This is a genomic window from Methanohalophilus euhalobius (assembly GCF_900215215.1).
GTDB lineage: Archaea > Halobacteriota > Methanosarcinia > Methanosarcinales > Methanosarcinaceae > Methanohalophilus > Methanohalophilus euhalobius.
On record NZ_OBDR01000001.1, the window covers coordinates 108,952 to 129,970 of the forward strand.

At 41.6% G+C, this 21,019-nt stretch carries 20 protein-coding genes and 1 tRNA gene; 12 read left to right on the plus strand and 9 right to left on the minus strand.

Annotation, left to right across the window (positions count from 1 at the left end):
• Nucleotides 1-18: 18 nt before the first annotated feature.
• The 4 genes from proS to CP947_RS00610 form a co-directional block, all read right to left on the minus strand.
• Complete coding sequence (gene proS / locus CP947_RS00595) at nt 19-1,455, minus strand: proline--tRNA ligase (protein ID WP_096711338.1); 1,437 nt, start codon at nt 1,453-1,455, stop codon at nt 19-21.
• 55 nt (nt 1,456-1,510) lie between these two features.
• Nucleotides 1,511-2,155 (minus strand): ZPR1 zinc finger domain-containing protein, encoded by a 645-nt coding sequence (locus CP947_RS00600; protein ID WP_096711339.1) that lies wholly within the window; start codon nt 2,153-2,155, stop codon nt 1,511-1,513.
• Entirely contained in the window at nt 2,152-2,529 is a 378-nt protein-coding gene (locus CP947_RS00605; RefSeq protein ID WP_096711340.1) for a cell division protein SepF, read from the minus strand. Before CP947_RS00605 ends, CP947_RS00600 begins: the two co-directional genes overlap by 4 nt.
• A gap of 77 nt (nt 2,530-2,606) precedes the next feature.
• Nucleotides 2,607-3,086 carry a DUF1947 domain-containing protein gene (locus tag CP947_RS00610; RefSeq protein WP_096711341.1) on the minus strand — a complete coding sequence of 160 codons (480 nt, stop codon included), beginning with the start codon at nt 3,084-3,086 and terminating at the stop codon, nt 2,607-2,609.
• Nucleotides 3,087-3,300: 214 nt separating this feature from the next.
• On the opposite strand from CP947_RS00610, the gene CP947_RS00615 reads away from it, so the two are divergent.
• From CP947_RS00615 to CP947_RS00635, 5 genes are all read left to right on the plus strand, one after another.
• A complete protein-coding gene (locus CP947_RS00615) occupies nt 3,301-4,746 on the plus strand; it encodes a phytoene desaturase family protein (RefSeq protein WP_096711342.1) in 1,446 nt (481 codons plus the stop codon).
• Nucleotides 4,747-4,898: 152 nt separating this feature from the next.
• The gene (gene ileS, locus CP947_RS00620) at nt 4,899-8,069 is read left to right on the plus strand and encodes an isoleucine--tRNA ligase (RefSeq protein ID WP_096711343.1); all 3,171 of its coding nucleotides are present in this window, start codon (nt 4,899-4,901) and stop codon (nt 8,067-8,069) included.
• Between the two features lie 9 nt (nt 8,070-8,078).
• Nucleotides 8,079-8,705, plus strand: a complete 627-nt coding sequence (locus tag CP947_RS00625; protein WP_096711344.1) for a 6-hydroxymethylpterin diphosphokinase MptE-like protein — start codon at nt 8,079-8,081, stop codon at nt 8,703-8,705.
• A gap of 59 nt (nt 8,706-8,764) precedes the next feature.
• A complete protein-coding gene (locus tag CP947_RS00630; RefSeq protein ID WP_096711345.1) occupies nt 8,765-9,856 on the plus strand; it encodes a DUF373 family protein in 1,092 nt (363 codons plus the stop codon).
• Between the two features lie 2 nt (nt 9,857-9,858).
• Nucleotides 9,859-10,629 (plus strand): MTAP family purine nucleoside phosphorylase, encoded by a 771-nt coding sequence (locus tag CP947_RS00635; protein ID WP_096711346.1) that lies wholly within the window; start codon nt 9,859-9,861, stop codon nt 10,627-10,629.
• Nucleotides 10,630-10,631: 2 nt separating this feature from the next.
• On the opposite strand, the gene CP947_RS00640 is transcribed toward CP947_RS00635, so the two are convergent.
• Nucleotides 10,632-11,456: an RAD55 family ATPase gene (locus CP947_RS00640; protein WP_096711347.1), complete on the minus strand. Its 825-nt coding sequence runs from the start codon at nt 11,454-11,456 to the stop codon at nt 10,632-10,634.
• A gap of 147 nt (nt 11,457-11,603) precedes the next feature.
• Between CP947_RS00640 and CP947_RS00645 the strand changes: the two genes are divergently transcribed.
• From CP947_RS00645 to CP947_RS00665, 5 genes are all read left to right on the plus strand, one after another.
• Nucleotides 11,604-14,087, plus strand: coding sequence for a DUF5814 domain-containing protein (locus CP947_RS00645; protein ID WP_096711348.1), 2,484 nt, complete (start codon nt 11,604-11,606; stop codon nt 14,085-14,087).
• Between the two features lie 56 nt (nt 14,088-14,143).
• On the plus strand, nt 14,144-14,515 hold the full coding sequence (locus CP947_RS00650) for a DUF3467 domain-containing protein (RefSeq protein WP_096711609.1): 372 nt from the start codon (nt 14,144-14,146) through the stop codon (nt 14,513-14,515).
• A gap of 129 nt (nt 14,516-14,644) precedes the next feature.
• A complete protein-coding gene (locus tag CP947_RS00655; protein WP_072358175.1) occupies nt 14,645-14,872 on the plus strand; it encodes an LSM domain-containing protein in 228 nt (75 codons plus the stop codon).
• A 13-nt stretch (nt 14,873-14,885) separates the two neighbouring features.
• Nucleotides 14,886-15,230 (plus strand): helix-turn-helix transcriptional regulator, encoded by a 345-nt coding sequence (locus tag CP947_RS00660; RefSeq protein ID WP_096711349.1) that lies wholly within the window; start codon nt 14,886-14,888, stop codon nt 15,228-15,230.
• Nucleotides 15,231-15,289: 59 nt separating this feature from the next.
• Nucleotides 15,290-15,367 (plus strand) — tRNA-Glu (locus CP947_RS00665).
• 157 nt (nt 15,368-15,524) lie between these two features.
• Here the strand turns inward: CP947_RS00665 and CP947_RS00670 are convergent.
• Nucleotides 15,525-15,797, minus strand: a complete 273-nt coding sequence (locus tag CP947_RS00670; RefSeq protein ID WP_096711350.1) for a DUF1699 family protein — start codon at nt 15,795-15,797, stop codon at nt 15,525-15,527.
• A 184-nt stretch (nt 15,798-15,981) separates the two neighbouring features.
• A complete protein-coding gene (locus tag CP947_RS00675) occupies nt 15,982-16,230 on the minus strand; it encodes a winged helix-turn-helix domain-containing protein (protein ID WP_096711610.1) in 249 nt (82 codons plus the stop codon).
• Between the two features lie 197 nt (nt 16,231-16,427).
• On the opposite strand from CP947_RS00675, the gene CP947_RS00680 reads away from it, so the two are divergent.
• A complete protein-coding gene (locus tag CP947_RS00680) occupies nt 16,428-17,564 on the plus strand; it encodes an aldo/keto reductase (protein ID WP_096711351.1) in 1,137 nt (378 codons plus the stop codon).
• An 825-nt stretch (nt 17,565-18,389) separates the two neighbouring features.
• The gene (locus CP947_RS00690; protein ID WP_096711611.1) at nt 18,390-19,040 is read left to right on the plus strand and encodes a flavodoxin family protein; all 651 of its coding nucleotides are present in this window, start codon (nt 18,390-18,392) and stop codon (nt 19,038-19,040) included.
• Nucleotides 19,041-19,073: 33 nt separating this feature from the next.
• Here the strand turns inward: CP947_RS00690 and CP947_RS00695 are convergent, their stop codons facing one another.
• On the minus strand, nt 19,074-20,297 hold the full coding sequence (locus CP947_RS00695; RefSeq protein ID WP_096711353.1) for a SufB/SufD family protein: 1,224 nt from the start codon (nt 20,295-20,297) through the stop codon (nt 19,074-19,076).
• The gene (locus CP947_RS00700; protein ID WP_096711354.1) at nt 20,276-21,019 is read right to left on the minus strand and encodes an ABC transporter ATP-binding protein; all 744 of its coding nucleotides are present in this window, start codon (nt 21,017-21,019) and stop codon (nt 20,276-20,278) included. The genes CP947_RS00695 and CP947_RS00700 overlap by 22 nt, the downstream gene beginning before the upstream one ends.

Genomic DNA, 21,019 nt, shown 5'->3' on the forward strand with positions numbered 1-21,019 from the left:
TGTTTTATTTTATTAAATTCAATAGGTTCTTGAAATATAAATGGAATTGACTGCCTCTTCACCACACAGAGGGCATTTTTTACCCTTACAGCCAGGTTGTTCATTCGGTATTCCAAGTATTCCGGCTCCAATGACATCTTCCATCTCTTTACCGCAATCTTTCTTTCCACACCAGTAAGTCTGAACAATTCCATGAACCAGTTTATCTTTGATCCCTTCCAGACCTTCACAAAGGAAAATATGTTCCCGTAATTGGGCCTCAGCCTGTGAATACAGGTTTTCATGTATATCTGCGAAGGTGTCCTTTATGGTTGAAGCTATATCTTCAAGTGGAATCTGTTCTTTTTCACCGGTGTCCCTTCTTGCCATCATTGCTGCCTTATTTTTCAGGTCACGGGGACCAATTTCCAGCCTGATCGGTACACCCTGCATCTCCCATTTGTAGTATTTGGCACCCGGGCGCTTATCGCTATCATCAGTCTTGACCTTAATACCGGCATCCTTGAGCTCTTCTGAGACCTTTTCACAGGCTGCAAGAACTTCTTCGGGATTTTTGAATATGATGGGAATAATAACAACCTGCACAGGGGCGACCTCAGGTGGAAGTACAAGTCCCTTGTCATCACCATGAGTAGAAATTAGTGCTGCAAGACAGCGTTCAGAAACACCATAACAGGCCTGGTGAGCATATACCTGCTCCCCTTCAGAATCTTCATAGGTTATTTCAAAAGTCTTTGCAAAATTATCGCCCAAATGATGGGCAGTACCCACCTGAAGCGTTCTCCCGTCAGGCATCAGTGAATCAACAGCAATCGTATAATCCGCACCCGGAAACTTATCCCAGTCGGGTCTTCTGGAAGACAGTATCGGTATCGCAAGCCTGTGGTAGAATTCAGTATATATCCTTATTGCCTCATCTACCTGGCCGGCTGCTTCATCCCATGTAGCATGAACCGTATGCGCTTCCTTGAAAGAAGTGATCTCCCTGAGGCGGATAAGGGGACGCGTGTGTTTTGTCTCATAACGGAATGTGTTGACAATCTGATACAGGCGCAAGGGGAGGTCTGCATGAGAGCGCACCCAGAGCTTATACATCGGATATATGGCTGTTTCACTTGTGGGACGCAATGCAAGCTTTACTTCAAGAGGAGATGTCCCCCCATGGGTCACCCAGTAGACCTCATCCTCAAATCCCTTTATGTGCTGTGCCTCTTTCATAAACTCGGATTCAGGGACAAGCAGAGGAAACATTGTTTCTTCATGGTCCCTGTCAAGAAGTTCCCTCATAATAGAATATGTTTTTTTTCTGATAGTAAAACCGAAGGGATGCCATACATAGAGACCCTTTACAGGGTAACGTACATCCATTATCTTTGCAATTTGGAGTAATTCATTATACCATTCACTGAAATTGTCTTTTGATGGCAATGATGCTTCTTTTTCCTGTTCGCCCATAAAGTCACCAGAAATTGTTTTTAAAATCCTGCGAAGATAAATAAACCCATTATTTTTAGTCATTTCCAAGAGGTTGGATATTTTCAGAAGAGTCAACCTTGAGATTAGCGGAATCAGCATCCAGAATTACCATCCCTGTTTTAAGTGCTGATGCCTCCTCCGGAGTAAGATTGCTGCATGATGCCCTCTCAGATATAATAGTGCTGTTACCCAGTGGATCTTCCATTATGACGGTAAGATTAGCCTTGCTGGAAAGTGTATCATTTAACCTTTTCAGAATATTTTTCCCTGCAGCCTCTTTTTCCGGATCATCTTGCGACCATTTTATTGCAGTTTTCACTACATCCCTGACTCTGTAGAGCAATCCTTCAATATTTGTTACATAGGAATCAGAAACATTACCTGGTTCGATAACAATACCAAGTTCAGGAATCCTTACAGTTCCAGATATTGACCGGATAACCCTGCAGTTAAGGTCTTCTTCCTTTTCTATTTTCAATTCACAACGTATCGGCTCTTTCTGAGCCAGGATCATAGTGTCTGTAAAACGAAAACCACAGCCACAACGACTCGTTACATACATAACTTCACCAAAAAAAGGTATATCGTCACTCTGCCAGTGCATGATCATTTCATTGTGGCAAAGAGGACAGGTGGTTTGGGTATCAAATCCCTCTTTCCTTTCGCTTTCTGGGTTCAATATCTCCCACCAATTACCTTGGACCTGTCTATTTTTACGCCGGTTGGTGTTACCAATACCTGATCTTCTTTAATCCCCGCAATATCACCGTGGACATCGATTATAACTTCCTTGAGATCTTTCAAAGCACGGTCCAACATCAGTTTATCAGCCTTAATATTGGAAATATCAATCATGAGGATATTACCGTCATATATTTCTTTTTTAAGGGATGGTAATTCATTGAGATTGGTAAGTTCAGCAACCCTTACGTAAGTTTCAGCAGGTTCCTCATCCATTACCTCTTCATATTTACCAAGATCAAGTTCAGTGTACTCCTCTGCAGAAGACGTAGTTTTAGTTCCACTTCCGAACAATTTGTCCATGAATGCCATAGTCCGCACCTTTTATTTTGAATTAAAGAACGATAATGTCCTTATAACGTTCATTATATTTTAAAGATATCTTTGTCTTAAAGTTCCAGATTCCAGAATTCATCACCCACATAATGCAGGGATTCTACTGCTTTGCCTGAATCCGCAACCATCTGAGGTCCAGGCACAAGGGCCTTTCCGATAGCCAGTGGTTTTTTATGAGTTTCCTCTTTTATAACGACAATATCCCCTTCCTTTATAACAGGGTCTGCCGAAACAATACCCGGACTCATTATATCCGCGCCATTAATTACAAATTTAACGGCGCCCTGGTCCACAACTACCACGTATTCATTTATACCATATTCAAGCACACCCCTAACTGTAGGGTGCCAGTCTTCCTCATATTTGAAGAATAAGATTTTACCCTCTACGATGAGGACTTCCATGTCATCTGCCCGGGCACTTTCTATTTTGCTATCTTCAAGACGGCTAATTTTGCCAAACTTTTCTTCCATTCCTTCAAAAAGTTTCTTCCTATCGGATTTTCTCAATTGTACCCTTGATTTAACCTTCAAAATATCACCCGGACGGATAGATCTGATCGTATTAGAATAAAAGTTGCCATAAGGATTTAAACCTTTATGCCTAAACCGGTTTGTTCACTTTGCCTAAATTATTTATAACCCATTGTCGTATTTAGTGAAAAATACATCTGACAATCTTGATTATCTATTACACATATGAACCTACAGAATAATCTGAATTTCAGGGTCTTTAAAGGAGAATATTATGAATAAATATGATGCCATTGTAATTGGTGCAGGAGCAACAGGCCTGCTTGCCGCACTTACACTTTCAAAACACGGAAAGAAAGTACTGGTACTTGAAAAAAATAACCAGGTTGGAGGGAACTGTAACAGTTATGATGTTGATGGTTTCCAGGTCGATACTGGACCCCATGCGATAACCCACCTGAAAGCAGGTCCTTTGAAAAGATTGATGGAAAATTACTTTGACTATCTTCCTGTTTTCGAAGATTACGGAAATTATTTTGTCAGAACTGAACGCAATTTTCTAAAAGTACCTTCTAATCTCAAGGAATTTGCCGTATTCGATGCACTGCCCCGCAAAGACAGATTACTTATCGCACAGACCTTCACCAAAGAATTGACACTTTCTACCTTCGGGGTAGACCTTTCAAAAAAATCTGTATATGATGCACTGCCAAAGACACTATCCACCGATTCATACAATTTTGTTGATGCTATCTCCCATTTTCTCTCCGGCAAGTCAATGAAGGAAACCTCGGTACACAGAATATTAACAGGGAGCAGTTTTGTCAGGGACAGTATTACACAGGCACAATTTGCCAGTATTGTATCAAAGCCTGACAGACCACCGGTTGAGTCTATTCTCCAATCCATCATCCCTGCAAATTACCATAATCAATTACAACTTCGGTTTAACAGTGTATCAAGCCAGTTTTCATCCCTTGGAAGACTTGCAACAAACAGGGCAAACGATTCGCAGGGATATCCAAGAAAAGGTCTCAAAGCACTGCTCAATGCAATACTGTATTCTTTACCCGACTCAGTTGATATAAAGACTGAGAGTAAGGCTAAAAAGATACTTGTTGAAAACAATCAGGTTACAGGAGTGGAAAGCGATGAAATCTATCTTGCAGACATAGTCATACACACCGGTTTTGTAAAGCATTTACCCGAATTAGTGCAAGATTTACCCCACAATTATATCGAGGAGTTGGACGGAATTGTTAATAGTAAGAGCCTGACTGTATGGCTGGGTCTTGATGAGACCAGGAAGGAATTCAACTACCGGGGTTCTGAAATCTGGTTTAAGGATAATGCCTATTGGGCAATGCCAATAAGTAACTATGATCCAACCCTTGCCCCGCCGGGGAAACAGCTTGTAGGTTTTGCTTTTGCAATAGATGACTCATCTCCTGAAAAGAAAGAAATAAAAAAAGCCCATGAGACAATATACAAAGTTGTTCCTGATATCCAGGATCATGTGGAAATGCAACATGACCAGGTAACCATTCCTGAAAAAGCTGCAGTTACCATAAATGGCCATTTTGCAGGGATAAGAACACCCGTAAGGAATCTTTATGTGGCGGGTACAGATACCGATAGCCGCAGTATGGGAGTCACTCGTGCAGCATATTCCATAATTGAAATGTTAAGAATATTAAACGAAGATTCAAATCTGCATTGAGGCACGTGTATTATGTTTCTTAAAAGTTGGATTCCAGCAACCATTTTGGCATTCAGCATAAAAGATTCACGAATTATTTAAAGCTAAATTATTTAAACCCATTGTAGTATTAGGATAACCAGAATATCAGCTGTTCATGGAGATTACTTATTATGATCAAGGAAGTTACCGATCAATATAATGCACAAAAAATCGAGGAAAAAGTCCACAATTTCTGGGAGGATAACCATGCCTACATGAAAGTAAGAGAACATCGCCGTGGAGAAAAGCGATTTTTCTTTGTGGACGGCCCACCATATACTACCGGACATATACATCTGGGTACCGCCTGGAACAAAATTATCAAAGACTCCATACTTCGTTACAAATCCATGAATGGGCATGATATTGTAGACCGGGCCGGTTGGGACATGCACGGCCTCCCCATAGAAGTAAAAGTTGAAGGAGTCCTGGGTTTTGAATCAAAGAAAGACATTGAAAGTTATGGTGTCGAAAAATTCGTTGATAAATGTAAGGAATTTGCCCTGAAACAAAAGGATGCCATGACAGACCAGTTCCGCACCCTTGGGACATGGCTGGACTGGGAAGACCCTTACATGACTCTCAAGGATGAATACATAGAAGCTGCCTGGTGGACCCTCAAACAGGCTTACGAAAAAGATCTGCTTGAAGTGGGTAAAAGGGTAGTGAACTGGTGTCCCCGCTGTGAAACAGCAATTGCAGATTCTGAAGTTGAATATGAGGATCGTACCGACCCTTCCATTTTCATCAAATTTGCAGTAAAAGATGAAAATGACACATATATTGTCATATGGACTACCACACCCTGGACCATCCCTGCAAATATGGCTGTGGCTGTAAATCCTGATTTTGAATATGCAAAGGTCAGGGCCGTGAAAGAGGATAAGGAAGAAATATTGATAATGGCCTCCGATCTTGTGGAAAGTGTACTTAAAAAAGGAAGGTACACAGATTATGAAATCCTTGAAACAATGCCAGGTGAAGGTGTTGCTGGCATGGACTATGAGCATCCACTTGTGGAAAACATACCGGAACAATCCAAATTCGATCATCGGGTTTATCTTGCCGATTTTGTAACTGCTGAAAATACAGGTTGTGTCCACATTGCACCCGGGCATGGTGTGGACGACTTTGATGTAGGAAAGGCAAATGATATTCCTGCTTTCTGCCCTGTTGGTTCAAACGGCCACTACACCAAAGAGGCCGGCAAATATGAAGGTATGAATATCCGGGATGCCAACAACGTTGTGATGGAAGACCTTGATGCAAAAGGCCTCCTACTTGCCGATGATACCATCTCACATCGTTATGGCCATTGCTGGAGATGTAAGACACCTATCATCTATCTTGCCACCAAACAGTGGTTTATCAAGATTGGTGACCTGAAGGAAGATATGCTTGCAGAAATAAAGAAGGTTGACTGGCATCCTGACTGGGCCGGTTCTGCAAGATTCAGGGACTGGATCGAAGGGGCCAGGGACTGGTGCATATCCAGACAACGCTACTGGGGAATCCCCCTGCCTGTATGGAGATGTGAGGAATGTGAATCTCTCAAGGTCGTAGGAACCCGCAAGGAACTGCAGGAAATTGCCGATGTTGATCCAGACACCGAGCTCCACAGGCCCTATGTGGACGAAATCAAATTAACATGTGACTGTGGCGGCCGTATGTCAAGGATTGAAGATGTTTTTGATGTATGGTTTGATTCCGCAGTGGCATCATGGGCTACACTGAACTATCCTCACCGGGAAGACCAGTTCAATGAATGGTGGCCTGCAGATTTCATAACAGAAGGACATGACCAGACCAGAGGGTGGTTCTATTCCCAGCTTGGCGCCAGCATGGTGGCTTTTGGACAGGCCCCTTACAAGAGTGTGCTGATGCACGGGTTTACACTGGATAGCACAGGAAAGAAAATGTCAAAGAGTCTGGGTAATGTGGTCCAGCCTCATGAAGTCATCGAAAAATACGGCGCTGATTCCCTGCGTTGCTATGTGCTTTCTTCAAGTGCCCCCTGGGAAGACCTGAAATTTAACCAGGATGAACTTGCAACGATCCACCGGACAATAAATATTCTCTGGAATGTCTATCGTTTCCCTCTTCCCTACATGGCCCTGGATAAATTTGATCCACAGGAAGTCTCTTTTGAAGCAGTTGAGCCATACCTGCGCAAAGAAGACCGCTGGATATTATCCAGGATGCAATCCGTTATAGAAGAAGTGGACAGGTCAATGGAACAGTACCTCCTGCATCGTGCTATCAGGACCCTCAATGAGTTTGTATTGGAGGATCTTTCCCGGTGGTACATCCAGCTCATTCGACCCCGTACCTGGAACGAGGCGAATGATCCTGACAAACTGGCAGTGTACAGGGTTCTTTATGATGTATTTGTAAACCTCTGCAAAGTAATTGCCCCTTTTATGCCCTATCTGGCAGAAGAAATGTATGAAAATGTTGTGAAAAACGTCGATCCCGATGCATATCTAACTGTTCACATGTGTAACTGGCCAAAAGTGGATGAATCACTTAAGGATACCGATCTTGAAGAAAAAATGACGGTTGTGCGTGCCATGGTTGAAGCCGCATCCAATGCCCGCCAGAAAGTAAAAAGAAAACTACGCTGGCCGGTCAGCCGCATAATCATTGAACCTGAAAACAGACAGGTCTATGATGCTGTAATGGACCTGCGTTTTGTCCTTATGGACCAGACAAATGCCAGGGATATAGATATTGTGGAAGTTAATAACAGTTGGGATGAACTTGGAGTAGAGGCTTCCCCAAATCACAGCTCTATAGGACCGGTCTTCAAACAGGATGCAGGCAAAGTCATCCAATATATCCAGAAAGCCGATGCAAATGAATTGAAAAAAGGACTGGAAAATGGAAAGATGAAGATTTCCCTTGATGGTGAACCTGCAACCTTAACCCCCGAAATGGTCAAATTTGAGGACAGAGTACCTTCAATGGTTGCTGTAGCAGATTTCAGCGGAGGGAGAATCTATGTGGATGCAAACCTCACCAGAGATATTGAATCCGAAGGTTTTGCCCGTGAAGTGATCCGCAGGATACAGGACATGCGAAAGGAACTCGATCTGGAAGTGGATGAGAACATTCTTGCACATATCCGTATAGATGATGAAAGGATTGTCGACCTGGTGCTGGACAGGGAAAACTACATCGCAAAAGAGGTCAGATCACAGGTTCAGCTAATTGGCTTTGATGTGGATGCTACAGGCACTCTGGTAAAAGACTGGAATGTGGAAGGTATAGATGTGCATATTGGAATATCCCCTGCTAACTGAGGAATTTGAATGGAATATGACAAATGGGAACCAATATACAAAAAAATAGTAGAAGATTTCGATTTTTCCGAAAATGCTGATGCTGATGCTGCACAGCTTCTTTCAAATCTTCTCATCGGACCTGTAAAAGCAGACCTAAACGGTCTTACTGATGTTATCAAGGGCAAAGATACATTAATTTGCGGTAATGCGCCCACCCTGAAAAAAGATCTTGAGCAGGTAGACCTTTCAGACCATGCAATCATTGCTGCCGATGGTGCAACATCAGTTCTGCTTGAGCAAGGCCTTCTCCCGGACGTGATTGTAACTGATCTTGACGGAGATGTTGAAAAAGAGATTGAGGCAAACAAAAAAGGAGCCATAATGGTAGTGCATGCCCATGGCGACAATACAGACAAAATTCTCTCTTTTGTACCTCTTTTAACCAATATTATCGGTACATCCCAGACAAAACCTCCACATGGCCTATTCAACTTTGGAGGCTTTACAGACGGCGATCGGTGTGTTTTCATGGCTCATCAATTGGGGGCAACTTCCATGACTCTGGTAGGTTTTGATTTTGATGATGACAATGTCGATGAGACCAAAAAGAAAAAACTTAACTGGGCACGTCGGCTGATTGAAGGATTTGCATGAAAAGGATCGCCTCAGATAACCTATATATAACTTTGTATTAATTTATATCTAGAACTTCAATGCAAACTCTGGTAATCTGTATAGACCGGGACAATGATCTTGGGGACAAAGCATGGGTCCAAACACCAATTATAGGCAGAGAGGCTCACGTAGATGCTGCTGTCAGGCTTGCGTCTGCAGATCCGGAAGATTCAGATGTCAATACACTGTTTGGCGGAATCCATGTTTATGACGAGCTGAAAGAAAAAGGATCAGATGTTGAACTGGTCTCTTTTGCAGGAGACCGGAATGTAGGTGTGATTTCCGACCAGCGCATATCACGCCAGCTTGATGATATACTTTCCCGCTATGCTCCACAGGAGGCCATTTTTGTCTCCGATGGAGCTGAAGACGAAACCCTTTTACCCATTGTTCAATCAAGAATAAAAATCGATTCAGTAAAAAGGATTGTCGTTAAACAAAGCGCAAATCTTGAAAGTACATATTACATTCTAAAACATGCATTCAATGATCCCAAGATATCCCAGACATTTTTTGTCCCCCTGGGACTTGCAGCTCTTATCTATGCCATTTTCCTTCTGGCCCGATATCCGGAAGGAGCAATCATTGGGATTTCAGCTGCCATTGGCATTTATATGTTATACCGGGGATTCGATCTGGACGAATCGTTTGCCGTTGTCAGGGAAAAGATGAAACAAGCCTTCTATGCAGGCCAGATGACCTTTGTCACCTATATGGCCGCAGGGTTGCTGATAATAATCGCAACCATAATGGGAGCTCTGGAATTGTGGGGTTACTATACAACAGGAGGTGGCTGGTATTATGGATTGATTACTCTTGTGACTGTTTTCATAAACAAATCCGTATGGTGGTATGTTTCAGCCTTCCTTTTTGCGATTGCAGGAAAAATAATTGACCTAAAAATGGAAAAACATTTTTGCTGGAGAAAACTATCTCCTGTCCTCTTTGTAATTGCAGCAGGTTTTCTCCTATGGGGTTCCAGTGAATATATATTATCAATAAGTTCCCTGCCATCCGAATCTACAGCAGGCAGTTTCAGCTTACAATATTTCATTTACTCGATAGTGTTATCCATAATTTCGGCTCTTGCAGGTGTAAAGTTATCCTTTTCAGGCAATCGAGAGAAATAAAAATGCACAGGGACATTTCTTTTGCTATAATTGGAGGCGTAGGTTTCCTCAAAAGTAATGGTTATGAAAAAATGACCATTTCAAGTACCTACGGGGATGCGGAGTGTTTTATAGGTAAAACCAGGGGTATCAACTTTGCCTTCATACCCAGACATTCGATAACAGGCCCACATATCCCCCCTCACAGAATCAACTATCATGCCATAATATGTGCAGTAAAAAAACTTGGTGTCAAACAGGTAATAGCCACAAATTCTGTAGGTTCCATGAAAGGCCACCCTACAGGCTCATTTTTTATCCCTGATGATTTCATTGATTTTACAAAAGGGCGCGAATCCACATATTATCATGACCAGACGGTACATGTGGACATGAACCAACCCTACTGCCCGAAACTCAGACAATCCCTCATAAATACTTTGCAGGAAAACAGGGAAGACCTCTTTGAAGGAACATATATATGTACTGAAGGGCCGCGTTTTGAAACTAAAGCAGAGATACAAATGATGGCTTCATTTGGGGATGTTGTAGGTATGACCGGCCTGCCGGAAGTTATACTTGCCCGTGAAATGAAAATCTGTTATGCCTCAATATGTACAGTTACCAACCCTGCATGTGGCCTGGGTAATGAAAGATTGACCGCAGATGAAGTAGTTAGCGTTATTAAAAACCGGGAAAAGGTACTGTTTGATCTTGTTATCAGCTCATTCCTTTCCATGAATGAGAAGCGGACATGTACATGCAGGCTGGCAAAAGATCATGCATGCCTTTAAGATCAGACAACATCTTTTGATGTATCAATATGGACTCCGTTTGCCACATTGAACTTAATAACATCAGAAGTAGGGACCATCCCCCTGATCTTTGGGATTGAGAGTTTGTTTATTATTTTGTCAGATGATCGTTCAATGAATACATTGAATATCACATCTGCGGAATTGAAGAGATCACTTTCAAGTGCTTCTGGACTACTTCTTTTCAGACTGTAAAGATAAGTTAGTGAAACCATCTGTTTTGTTGTTTCATAAAGCATGTTTAATAGACGTTTGATCAGGCCTGTATTGACATTAAGGTTGGTATAAAAGGAAAAAGTATCAAATATTACATTTACCTCATCATCTTCCGCATCCAGAGCAATATTTTGTAAATTGTATTCGGTGAATTCGATTATCTTTGAATCAACAAACTCATTGCCCACACTGCTGACCATTTCTCCTGTTTGCGTAAAGTAGTATTCTCCATAAACATCAACAAAAATAATATTGGATGGATCAAAGCCTAAGTTTACTATGTCCTGATGGATATATTTGGGGCGCCGACCTGTGGCAAAATAGTAAGTTTTCCTTGTCTGGGAAAACTGATACAGGAAAACTTCGGACATCGATAGAGGATCTGCAGAAAAATAGACCAATGAACTTGACGGAAGACCCCCACTGAGACTGTCATCAAGTAAGGATATTCCCGTAGGCATAATAATAGGTTTTGATTCATCAGCAGATACACTCCCTGAATATTTATCTGAATTGCCCAAAACATTCTTGCTTTTTGGTGGTTGTGTCATTTGCTGAATTTCAAGATGTCCATTATTGTTATTCTGCATATCATACCCTTCACTACTAACTATTACTATATGGAGCATATTTATAAAACTTTACGCTAAAATATACTGAATAATATTGATCAAATATATAGTATGATACGAAGAAGACGCTTACTTTATAATAGGGAAATACGTCTATGACAGAATATGACCCTCTGGACTCTTCTCTATCCTTTAAAAGGAAAGGTCACAGTAATGCTGATTAAAGACCGAAAAAAAACTCCTGCAATAGTAGGTGAACTAACTCTGCGAAGTACCAGCGCAGGACCACGACCCTTACGATTTCTGGTATCGAAAGATAAGAAACAGGATTACCGTGCACCCGAGGAATTTATAGAGATACTCAGACGTTCGGAGAGAATATTGATTACCAGGCAGGGAAATGCCAAAACCCACAAAAAAATTATCGAAATGCTCGGCGGATTCCACCTTACGGGTGAAATGGTAGATGTGTGTCGTTTTTGTCTGCTCAATAAGGAATTCAATTTTGTGAACAAGAAATCTATTTCTCATCAGAGAGAACGCATCTGTGAAACGTGTGCACAGGAAGAACTGAAACGGGCTCTGCGTAACTCCCAATGCCATTATTCTGATGAGGCCATACAGCGCATATTTGATGTTTTAAACAAGACAAAAGACCTTGATCGCACCATCGGCATGCTAGATCCTGAAGAAATTGATTCGGAAGTTACAAGATACGACACAATAGCTTCAAAAGAAGATCAGAACCCATATCCAATAAGTAAACTTCCAATATCCGGCCAATTCAAGAAGTCATTATTAAAAAAATCTAAAAACCTATTACCTGTACAGAGTATTGCTGTACGCAAGGGTTTACTAAAAGGAAATAACCTTCTTGTGACCTCGGCAACAGCTACCGGTAAAACATTGATCGGGGAGATGGCCGGTATAGAGAATATTCTGAAAAAAAGAGGCAAGATGCTTTATCTGGTGCCGCTGGTTGCTCTGGCAAACCAGAAATATAGCCAGTTCACTGGAAAATATGAAGGTTTTGGACTCCAGACTTCAATACGTATAGGAAGTTCTCGTATAAAAACGCGCAAAACGGAAAAAATGTCACGTTCTCTTGATACGGACCTTATTGTCGGAACCTATGAGGGGATCGACTACATTATGCGTTCTTCCAAAGCAGATATGCTGGGTCAAATTGGTACAGTGGTCATAGATGAAGTCCATATGCTGGAAGATGAAGAACGCGGGCACCGTCTTGATGGTGTTATTGCACGTCTCAAATATGCAGCACCAGGGGCACAGTTCATTTATCTTTCTGCAACTGTAGGAAGTCCCCACGCCCTTGCAAAACATCTGGATGCTGAACTTGTGGAGTATGAACATCGTCCGGTCCCGATTGAGAGACATCTTATATTTTGCCCCCAGCAAAGCAAATTGAGAATAATGACCCGTCTTATACGTGAGGAATACAATCGGGTATCTTCAAAAGGTCATAAGGGCCAGACCATCGTCTTTACAAATTCCCGTAGAAACTGTCATCGTCTTGCAAATGCCCTGCCAATCCAGGCATCTGCTTATCATGCGGGACTGGCCAATCCGGAACGTAAAAAAGTTGAGGACAGGTTTGCCTCAGGAAAACTTCCTGTGGTAGTGACAACAGCAGCTCTGGCAGCAGGTGTTGATTTCCCTGCCTCACAGGTGATATTTGAATCCCTTGCAATGGGAATTGACTGGATAAACCTGCAAGAATTCTTACAGATGCTTGGAAGAGCAGGAAGACCGGATTATCATGACAGAGGTGTGGTAGTTTTGCTTGCAAGTCCTGATAAGACATACGGGGGCGGACAGGCCGTGACAGAAGACGAGATGGCGGTAAAACTGCTCAAAGGCCGGATGGAAGAAATGAATTTGAAATATGGTCAGGAAGAGCAGGAAGAGGAAGTTCTGGCTTCGGTTGCAGTCACAAATTCAAAAACCGACCTGAACTATATATGCAGCAAAATGGTGGAGGATATTGATCTTAATTCCATTGTAAATAAATTGAAAAAATACCGGTTCCTGACACAGAAAGGCGATGGTATCAAATTGACCCGAATGGGCAGTATTGCAGCCCGACACTTTCTCTCTGCTTCACGTGCATTCCTTATCCGGGATGCAGTACGTGCAGGTCAGGACCCGATCGAGATTGCAGCCAATCTGGAATTCTTCGATGCGGTTTACTTTAAGTTTGCACCCCAGATATCAGCAGCACTGAACGTGAATATGCCATCCCGGGTATTTCAGGGAGCGGCTCTGGATATTGTATTTGAAGGAGATAACCTATCCCAGCTGGAAGAGAAGATCCGGGATCAACTCTTCGAATTCGCTACTGATTTTTTGACATGTGGATGTAAAGAGAGCCCGTATTGTGGATGTGCTGAAAAGAATTTTTCCGAAATGATAATCAGGATGCGCGCTGGTGGTCGCGATCCAGAGAAGATTGCAGCCAGGCTGAACGAAAAGTATGGTATAAGTGCGTATGTTGGTGATCTTTATGGCTACCTTGATGGCGTTATCCGCAACCTTGATGCTATTGAAATGATGGCAAGTGCCCATTCAAAACCGGATATCGCAAAACAGGCAAAGGATTTGAAAAAGAGTGTGGAAGCCGGCAGATGAAATGCAAAACATATTAAGGCATAAGGTTTATGAAATCTGGAAACGAGGATAAGGTTATGGCTGAGGATAAAAAAGAAGGGCAATCTCAAAAGAAGAATATGAAAATCAAGTTGCATAAACCAGATCATTTCAATCAGGTATATGCCATCGGGGCAATGGGTGGACACAGTCCTTACGATTTCAGGATATGTTTTTATAATGATACCCCTCATGGAGTTTCAAATGACAATGAACAGGTTATCGAGCGTAACCTCGAATCAGAAGTAATCCTGTCCCCTCTGGCCGCAATGGAACTCTCCAGATGGCTCGACCAACATATCAAAGAATATGAAGCTGCTTTTGGCCCGATTGTCCGGAAGAGTGCGCAGAATACTTCTGCCAAAAAGCCGGTAGATGATGACAGTTCACATCTTCAAGGGTATATCTGAACAGGGAGCAAATATATTTAAACCTGCAGGATTATAATCGTTAGGCATAAATAGGGGAGACTACAGTTTACATTCGCGTATTTTGATTTAATCTATATTTAAAAATGATATTTGTGTGAGGATTTTATTTTGTTCCCGAATAAGAAGGTACAGAAACTTGTTGGATCCAGAATTCAGGTTGAAATGAAAGGCGACCACAGTTTACTTGATGGTATTCTGAAAAGTGCCGATGATTATATGAATCTCCATCTGGAGGATACCTTTGAGATGGTTGAAGAGGAGCGTCAGCGTTCATTGGGCTCTGTAGTATTGAGAGGAAACAACATTATCTTAATCGTACCGGCTGAAACACAATAATTACGGGTTATTCATGGAAATTGAAGAAGAGGCATTGAGTCTAATTCGCAAGCACCATGACGGTGTTTATCAGAATGAACTATGGAAGGATCTAAACATTGATAGTCGTAAGTGCTCCCGTCTGATTTCCCGCATGATGAAAGAAGGAAAGATCACCAGGGAACCAGCTGTAACCAACGGGTCACGCACCTATCTTATTAAAGCGACAACACCGGATGAGAAATCCTATGAACTTATGCTTGCAGCAGGAATGTTCTCTCCGTGCACAGGTTGCAGGCTTGCGTGTCACCCCGAACATTGCGAAGCTCTTACTGAATGGATATTAAGACTTGTCAAGGAAAAACAAAATCAGACCTGACAAAAACTATATATAATAGTAACGTATAGTAGGGTCGCTTTTAGATAGCGGTCAACTGTGCTCCGATAGTGTAGTCCGGCCAATCATTCCGGCCTTTCGAGCCGAAGACTCGGGTTCGAATCCCGATCGGAGCACCATACATCTCTTTTTTTGTAATATACTATTTCATAACTATGGATAAGAAGCAAGGACTCCTATTCACATTTCCCAAAAAGAAAATTCTGCATATTCCATACAGAAATTGAAAATGGCTCAACTGCAATTATTTTACTTCTAAATTAAATAAAAACAAAATTATTTATCTGTAATTTCCATATACTTTATAACTTTAGTACCCTTCAAATCCCCTTTAAGTAATTCCACTCCCTGCATTTTCAGTATTTTTGGCACATTTTCCGAAAGGGATTTCATGTAAGAAGGCGGAATCTGGGCTGCTTTGAGGTTTGGACAATTTTTGAGTATTTCCAGAATATCTATGTCACTTGGCCTAAACGAAAAGTGGATGAAATTTTCATCTTTGCCCAGTCTGTTAATTTCATTTCTTGAATTCAACATTCTTATTTTCAAATTATATACCCCCATTTGCAATTTTACAGCATAGATTATAAACTTTATTATTACAATTCCCGAAAACAAAGTTACTTTTTATGAATAATTGTATTGAGGAATCAGTAAAAATAGTTAGCATTACCGTCAATACGATAGCAATGATCAATAAATTTAATAATTGTAAATTTGACCTAAAGTTATTTCAACAGGTTGGTGCTTCTAACACCTCTCTGACATCACTCATTTTCTGGAGATAACCTGCCCCCAGATTTGTAATTAAATAGCGATTTGATGCCTTTGTGATAGGTCCCTGATCTATAAGAGCTTCAAGGTAATTATCAGCACGATTAAAATTCAGATTTGCCTTATATACGATAGAAGTTTTTGTTGCTTCTGTTCTCTGTACAATTTTAAGTATGTCTATCATAATTTCGAGTTTACCACGTCTCATGTGTACCATCACTTGCAATCCATAATGAATATGAATTTGCTTGCAAAATACTATCTGTGCAAAAATACCATAAATAACTTGTAAATTCTTACAAATGTAGTACTCATAATTATTATGTACTACAGGTTCGTAAGAATAATCAGAACCTAATAGTCAGAATACCAAAGCTTATTATCACCGAAATACCACATTTTAGCATGTTATACCGTACACTTGGAAAAACAGGTGAGAAAATTTCATCCCTTGGGCTGGGTTGTATGCGGCTGCCCATAATGAACGGCGATCCAGGGCACATTGATGAGAAAAGAGCTTGCGAGATAATTCACTATGCCATTGACCAGGGGATAAATTATCTTGATACCGCATACCCTTACCACGAAAGTAAAAGTGAACCTCTGCTGGCTAAAGCGTTACAAAATGGTTACAGGGATAAAGTAAATATCGCCACCAAAATGCCATCATGGAACATTGAAAGCCGGGAAGATATGGATCACTACTTTGATGAACAACTTGAAAGACTTGGTACGGATCACGTTGATTTTTATCTAATTCATACTCTCAACCGGGACTTTTGGCCAAAACTTGTGGAACTTGGACTATTTGATTTCCTTGATCAGATTAAAAAAGATGGAAGAGCCCGTTATGTGGGTTTTTCTTTTCACGATGAAGTCTCTTTGTTCAAAGAAATCGTTGATGCCTACCCATGGGATGTCTGTCAGATCCAGTACAACTATCTTGACATCGATTATCAGGCAGGCCACGAAGGTTTACTGTATGCAGCATCAAGAAACCTTGGAGTAATAATTATGGAGCCTTTGAGGGGAGGCTGCCTGGCCGATATGGTACCAGATGACATAATGAAAATCTGGGATAAAAGCGAAGTCAAACGTACACCGGCAGAATGGGGATTGAGATATATCTGGGATCTTGAGCAGGTAAGTATGGTCTTAAGCGGTATGAGCAATCTCGAGCAACTGAAAGAAAATCTAGCAACAGCAAATAAAGCATTGCCACATTCCCTGACTGAAAAAGACCACTCACTGATACGTGAGGTACAGGAAATCTACCGTGATAGACTTGTTGTTGATTGCACAGGTTGCAGGTATTGCCTGCCATGTCCTGCAGGTGTGCAGATTCCCCTCAACTTCAAGTACCTCAATAATGCTATGCTTTATGAAAATATAGAAGATGCCAGCAGGGCCTATGCATCCCACGTAGGAGATGAACGAATGGCATCCAACTGTATAGATTGCGGACAATGTGCAGAGCGCTGCCCTCAGGAAATACCCATACCGGAAATGCTTGCAGAAGTCACAAGGTTACTGGAAAAATAAGTTATGCTCTTTTGAGCGGCACTGTTACAGTTAAGAAATAAATAGGGGGGATTCATCCCTTATTTAAAGGGGATGAAAAAATGGAACAGAATGTATTATTAAATCTAATACCGGTAGACATTAAATCTTTCGTGCAAAGGAAAAGAAGAAATCTAAAAGCCATAGCATTATCCATACTTGTGTACCAGCAGGGACTTAAGTTTGAGGAAAACCTCAGAACTATTATCATATCTTGGTGAATCGATAAGTTACAGGGGAGTACATTACCGGGTACAGAAATTCGACTTGTGCGTACAGCTTTATGCTGGTAAATTACCAGACACCATAGTAGTTGAAAGTACAGTTTGCAAGCCAGTACTGGTTCTTATACGCGGCTATAAATCCCGATTCTAAAAGAATAATCTATGCCAAGATATACCCTACAAGGAACCACTTAACTACGAAATCTTTCTTTAAGGATTTGAAACGAATATATGGAGAAATGCCAAAGAGGGCAGTTGTAGTGGGGGCCATGGTACACTGCTACAGCGAAACCCGGGATTCAGAGAACTGTAATATCCGGGGATATCAGAAATTATATCGAGCGATGGTCAAATCTTTTAAAAGGAGGATTAAGATGTTCGATAAATATTTCCCACATAAAGAGGGATTGGTCCAATATATCAATAGTTGGATCAATATGTTTATCGCTTACCATAATTACATCAGAAATCATCAAAATCTAAATTCATATACGCCTTATCAATGGGAAAGATGTTTTTACTGAACAGTGTCGATTTCATTATAGGAAAAGGTTATATGTCACAACTGACCAACATATTCATTATGTCATTGAAAGCGCTCTTTTTAAACTGTACACTGAAAAAATCACCTGAAGTATCGCATACAAAAGCCCTTATTGATAAAGCAGTTGAACTGTTTCAGGACCTTGGTGTAGATAGTGAGGTAATACGCATTGTAGACCACAACATAGCTTTTGGGGTTTCCTCGGATGAAGGAGGCGATGATGAATGGCCACAGATTCTCGAAAAAATAAAAGCCTGTGATATACTCGTAATAGGATCCCCAATATGGTTTGGAGTAAGATCTGCAGTGGCACAGATGGTACTTGAAAGATTGGATGGATCTTATGGAGATGCTGAACCCCTAACAGGGCAATATCCACTTTATGGCAAGGTAGCCGGAGTTATTGTGACGGGCAATGAGGATGGAGCACACAATGTTTCTGCAAACACACTTTTCAATCTGACCCATCTTGGTTGTACAATTCCTCCGAATGCTGATTGTTACTGGGTGGGTGATGCAGGTCCGGGTCCAAGCTATATTGATGCAGGAGGAGACAAACACCTCTACACAAACAGGACTGTCAGGTATATGGTAAACAATCTTGCTTATATGGCAAAACTTCTGAGGGACAATCCCATCCCTACAAAACTAAAGGAACTGGATGAAGCTGCAAAAATGGTAAGTGACTGATCTGAAAATAGAGAATATGTGATGCCTATTGCATCACATTGCACTTTTGCCAATCTGTGCGATTGTTTCATCAATATCTTTCTGGAGCTCATCCGGGATCCCGGAGATACCTACATCAAGGAAACCGCGCACTATCATTCCTACAGCCTCTTCTTCAGAAAGACCACGCGCCATAAGGTATTCTACCTGTTCCCTTGCAATCCTGCCAACCGCTGCTTCGTGTGTCAGTTCAATATCATCCACGTTTGCTTCAAGGATGGGGATTGCCCTCTGTGTTCCCTTACTGTTCAGGACAAGTCCGTGGCATTCTAAATGCCCCTTTGACTGGACTGCATTTCCTATCATTTCTCCTCTTGCAATAACAGTCCCACCGGTTGTGATCGTTCTGGAGACAAGCTCTGCTTTTGTGTCGGGTGCATCAAATATAACACGACTACCAAGATCCAATTCAGAACCGGGATGTGCCACAGCAATGGTATTGAATCTGGCAAAGGCTCCCTTGCCTGTAAGGCGGGCTGTCGGATAGCTCTGGATGGATTTTACGGCTTTGAGCGTAACATAATTGTTGATGAAGGTAGCACCCTCTTCCAGATGAATTACTGTTCTGGGACGTACACCGATTTGCTCTGCCCAATTATGGATCATGGTAAAATTCAGGGTACCCCCCTTCTTTACATACATTTCCGAAATGCCCAGATGCATAGCTTTATCCACATCGCTGCTTGTGGAGCAACCTGTAATTACATCCAGCCTGGCATTTTCTTCTACAATCACAATGTTGTGGACTGTCTGAGAAACGTCTTTTGAACCCATTAGCAGACAGGTTTGGATGGGTAATTTTGTTTTGACTCCCTCAGGAGCTCTTATAAAATAACCATTGGCGTTCTCCAGATAACTGGTCGCAGTGTATTTATCTGCATCCACAGGTACCAGATTCCAGGAATAATCTTTAAGCCAATCATGCTTTTGCATTGCAAAGTGAAGAGGCATCAATTCAATTTCTCTATCGGAAACTGAGGAATGAGATATGGCATTATCAACCATTACAAGGCTGCCACCTCTGCCTTCCCCGCTGGGAACAACTCCTACATTGAGAAGAGTTCTCTGGGATTTCTCATCGAGTTCATTCAGGTTATCAGTGTATTTAGTTTCTTTTGGAGCAATCGAATACTCATCCAGATCAAATTTCTCTCCGTATGCAGCTTCCTTTCGTAGTGCTGCTTTAGCCCTTTTTTTCAGGCTTTCTTCAGTTTGCATGTAATACACTCCTCATAACCGTTTTCTTTGATTTCCTGAAGCATCTCCCTGGGATTCCCCTCGCACATTATTGTTCCGTTGCAGAGGACATAAGCACGGTCTGCTTCGATGTAATCCAAAATCTTACCTGTATGTGTAATTATTAAAGCTGACTTTCCATGACCTTTACGGTCACCCGGGCAGGTTGAATCACCATGGACCAGATCATTTATTGTGCTTCCGATAATGTCAATGCTCATAAGGTCTACACCAGATTCGGGTTCATCAAACAAATAGATACATGGACTTTGTGCAGCAAGTTGTAATAATTCGGATCTTTTGATTTCTCCGCCTGAAAATCCCACGTTGATATCTCTTTCCATGAATCTAATCATATCAAGGGATTCAGCCATCTGCTCCATATCTTTATCCCCTGCTATCAGTTTTAAGAGATTTTTCAGTTTGACTCCAGTCATGTTTGGGGGGCGCTGGGTCATAATTCCAATTCCCCTTGTTGCCCTTTCATCAATAGACATATGAGTTATGTCCTCACCTTTGAATAATATCTGCCCGCTTACTATCTTGTAACCACTAAATCCCATCAATGTCATCAAAAGAGCAGTTTTTCCTGCACCATTTGGCCCCAGAATGATATTTGTATAACCCTTTTCCACTTTGAGGTTGACATCTTTTAGCAGCTCTTTTCCACCAACCTCAACAGTAAGGTCCTTTACTTCTAACAT

What these genes read in the sequence shown, in the direction of transcription:
- CP947_RS00605 (WP_096711340.1), bottom strand. Translation starts at nt 2,529, where the DNA reads ATGGCATTCATGGACAAATTGTTCGGAAGTGGAACTAAAACTACGTCT.
- CP947_RS00695 (WP_096711353.1), bottom strand. Translation starts at nt 20,297, where the DNA reads ATGCAAACTGAAGAAAGCCTGAAAAAAAGGGCTAAAGCAGCACTACGA.
- CP947_RS00675 (WP_096711610.1), bottom strand. Translation starts at nt 16,230, where the DNA reads ATGAGACGTGGTAAACTCGAAATTATGATAGACATACTTAAAATTGTA.
- CP947_RS00625 (WP_096711344.1), top strand. Translation starts at nt 8,079, where the DNA reads ATGGAATATGACAAATGGGAACCAATATACAAAAAAATAGTAGAAGAT.
- CP947_RS00645 (WP_096711348.1), top strand. Translation starts at nt 11,604, where the DNA reads ATGACCCTCTGGACTCTTCTCTATCCTTTAAAAGGAAAGGTCACAGTA.
- CP947_RS00660 (WP_096711349.1), top strand. Translation starts at nt 14,886, where the DNA reads ATGGAAATTGAAGAAGAGGCATTGAGTCTAATTCGCAAGCACCATGAC.
- CP947_RS00640 (WP_096711347.1), bottom strand. Translation starts at nt 11,456, where the DNA reads ATGCAGAATAACAATAATGGACATCTTGAAATTCAGCAAATGACACAA.
- CP947_RS00690 (WP_096711611.1), top strand. Translation starts at nt 18,390, where the DNA reads ATGTCATTGAAAGCGCTCTTTTTAAACTGTACACTGAAAAAATCACCT.
- CP947_RS00680 (WP_096711351.1), top strand. Translation starts at nt 16,428, where the DNA reads ATGTTATACCGTACACTTGGAAAAACAGGTGAGAAAATTTCATCCCTT.
- ileS (WP_096711343.1), top strand. Translation starts at nt 4,899, where the DNA reads ATGATCAAGGAAGTTACCGATCAATATAATGCACAAAAAATCGAGGAA.
- CP947_RS00615 (WP_096711342.1), top strand. Translation starts at nt 3,301, where the DNA reads ATGAATAAATATGATGCCATTGTAATTGGTGCAGGAGCAACAGGCCTG.
- CP947_RS00630 (WP_096711345.1), top strand. Translation starts at nt 8,765, where the DNA reads ATGCAAACTCTGGTAATCTGTATAGACCGGGACAATGATCTTGGGGAC.
- CP947_RS00635 (WP_096711346.1), top strand. Translation starts at nt 9,859, where the DNA reads ATGCACAGGGACATTTCTTTTGCTATAATTGGAGGCGTAGGTTTCCTC.
- proS (WP_096711338.1), bottom strand. Translation starts at nt 1,455, where the DNA reads ATGGGCGAACAGGAAAAAGAAGCATCATTGCCATCAAAAGACAATTTC.
- CP947_RS00650 (WP_096711609.1), top strand. Translation starts at nt 14,144, where the DNA reads ATGGCTGAGGATAAAAAAGAAGGGCAATCTCAAAAGAAGAATATGAAA.
- CP947_RS00700 (WP_096711354.1), bottom strand. Translation starts at nt 21,019, where the DNA reads ATGTTAGAAGTAAAGGACCTTACTGTTGAGGTTGGTGGAAAAGAGCTG.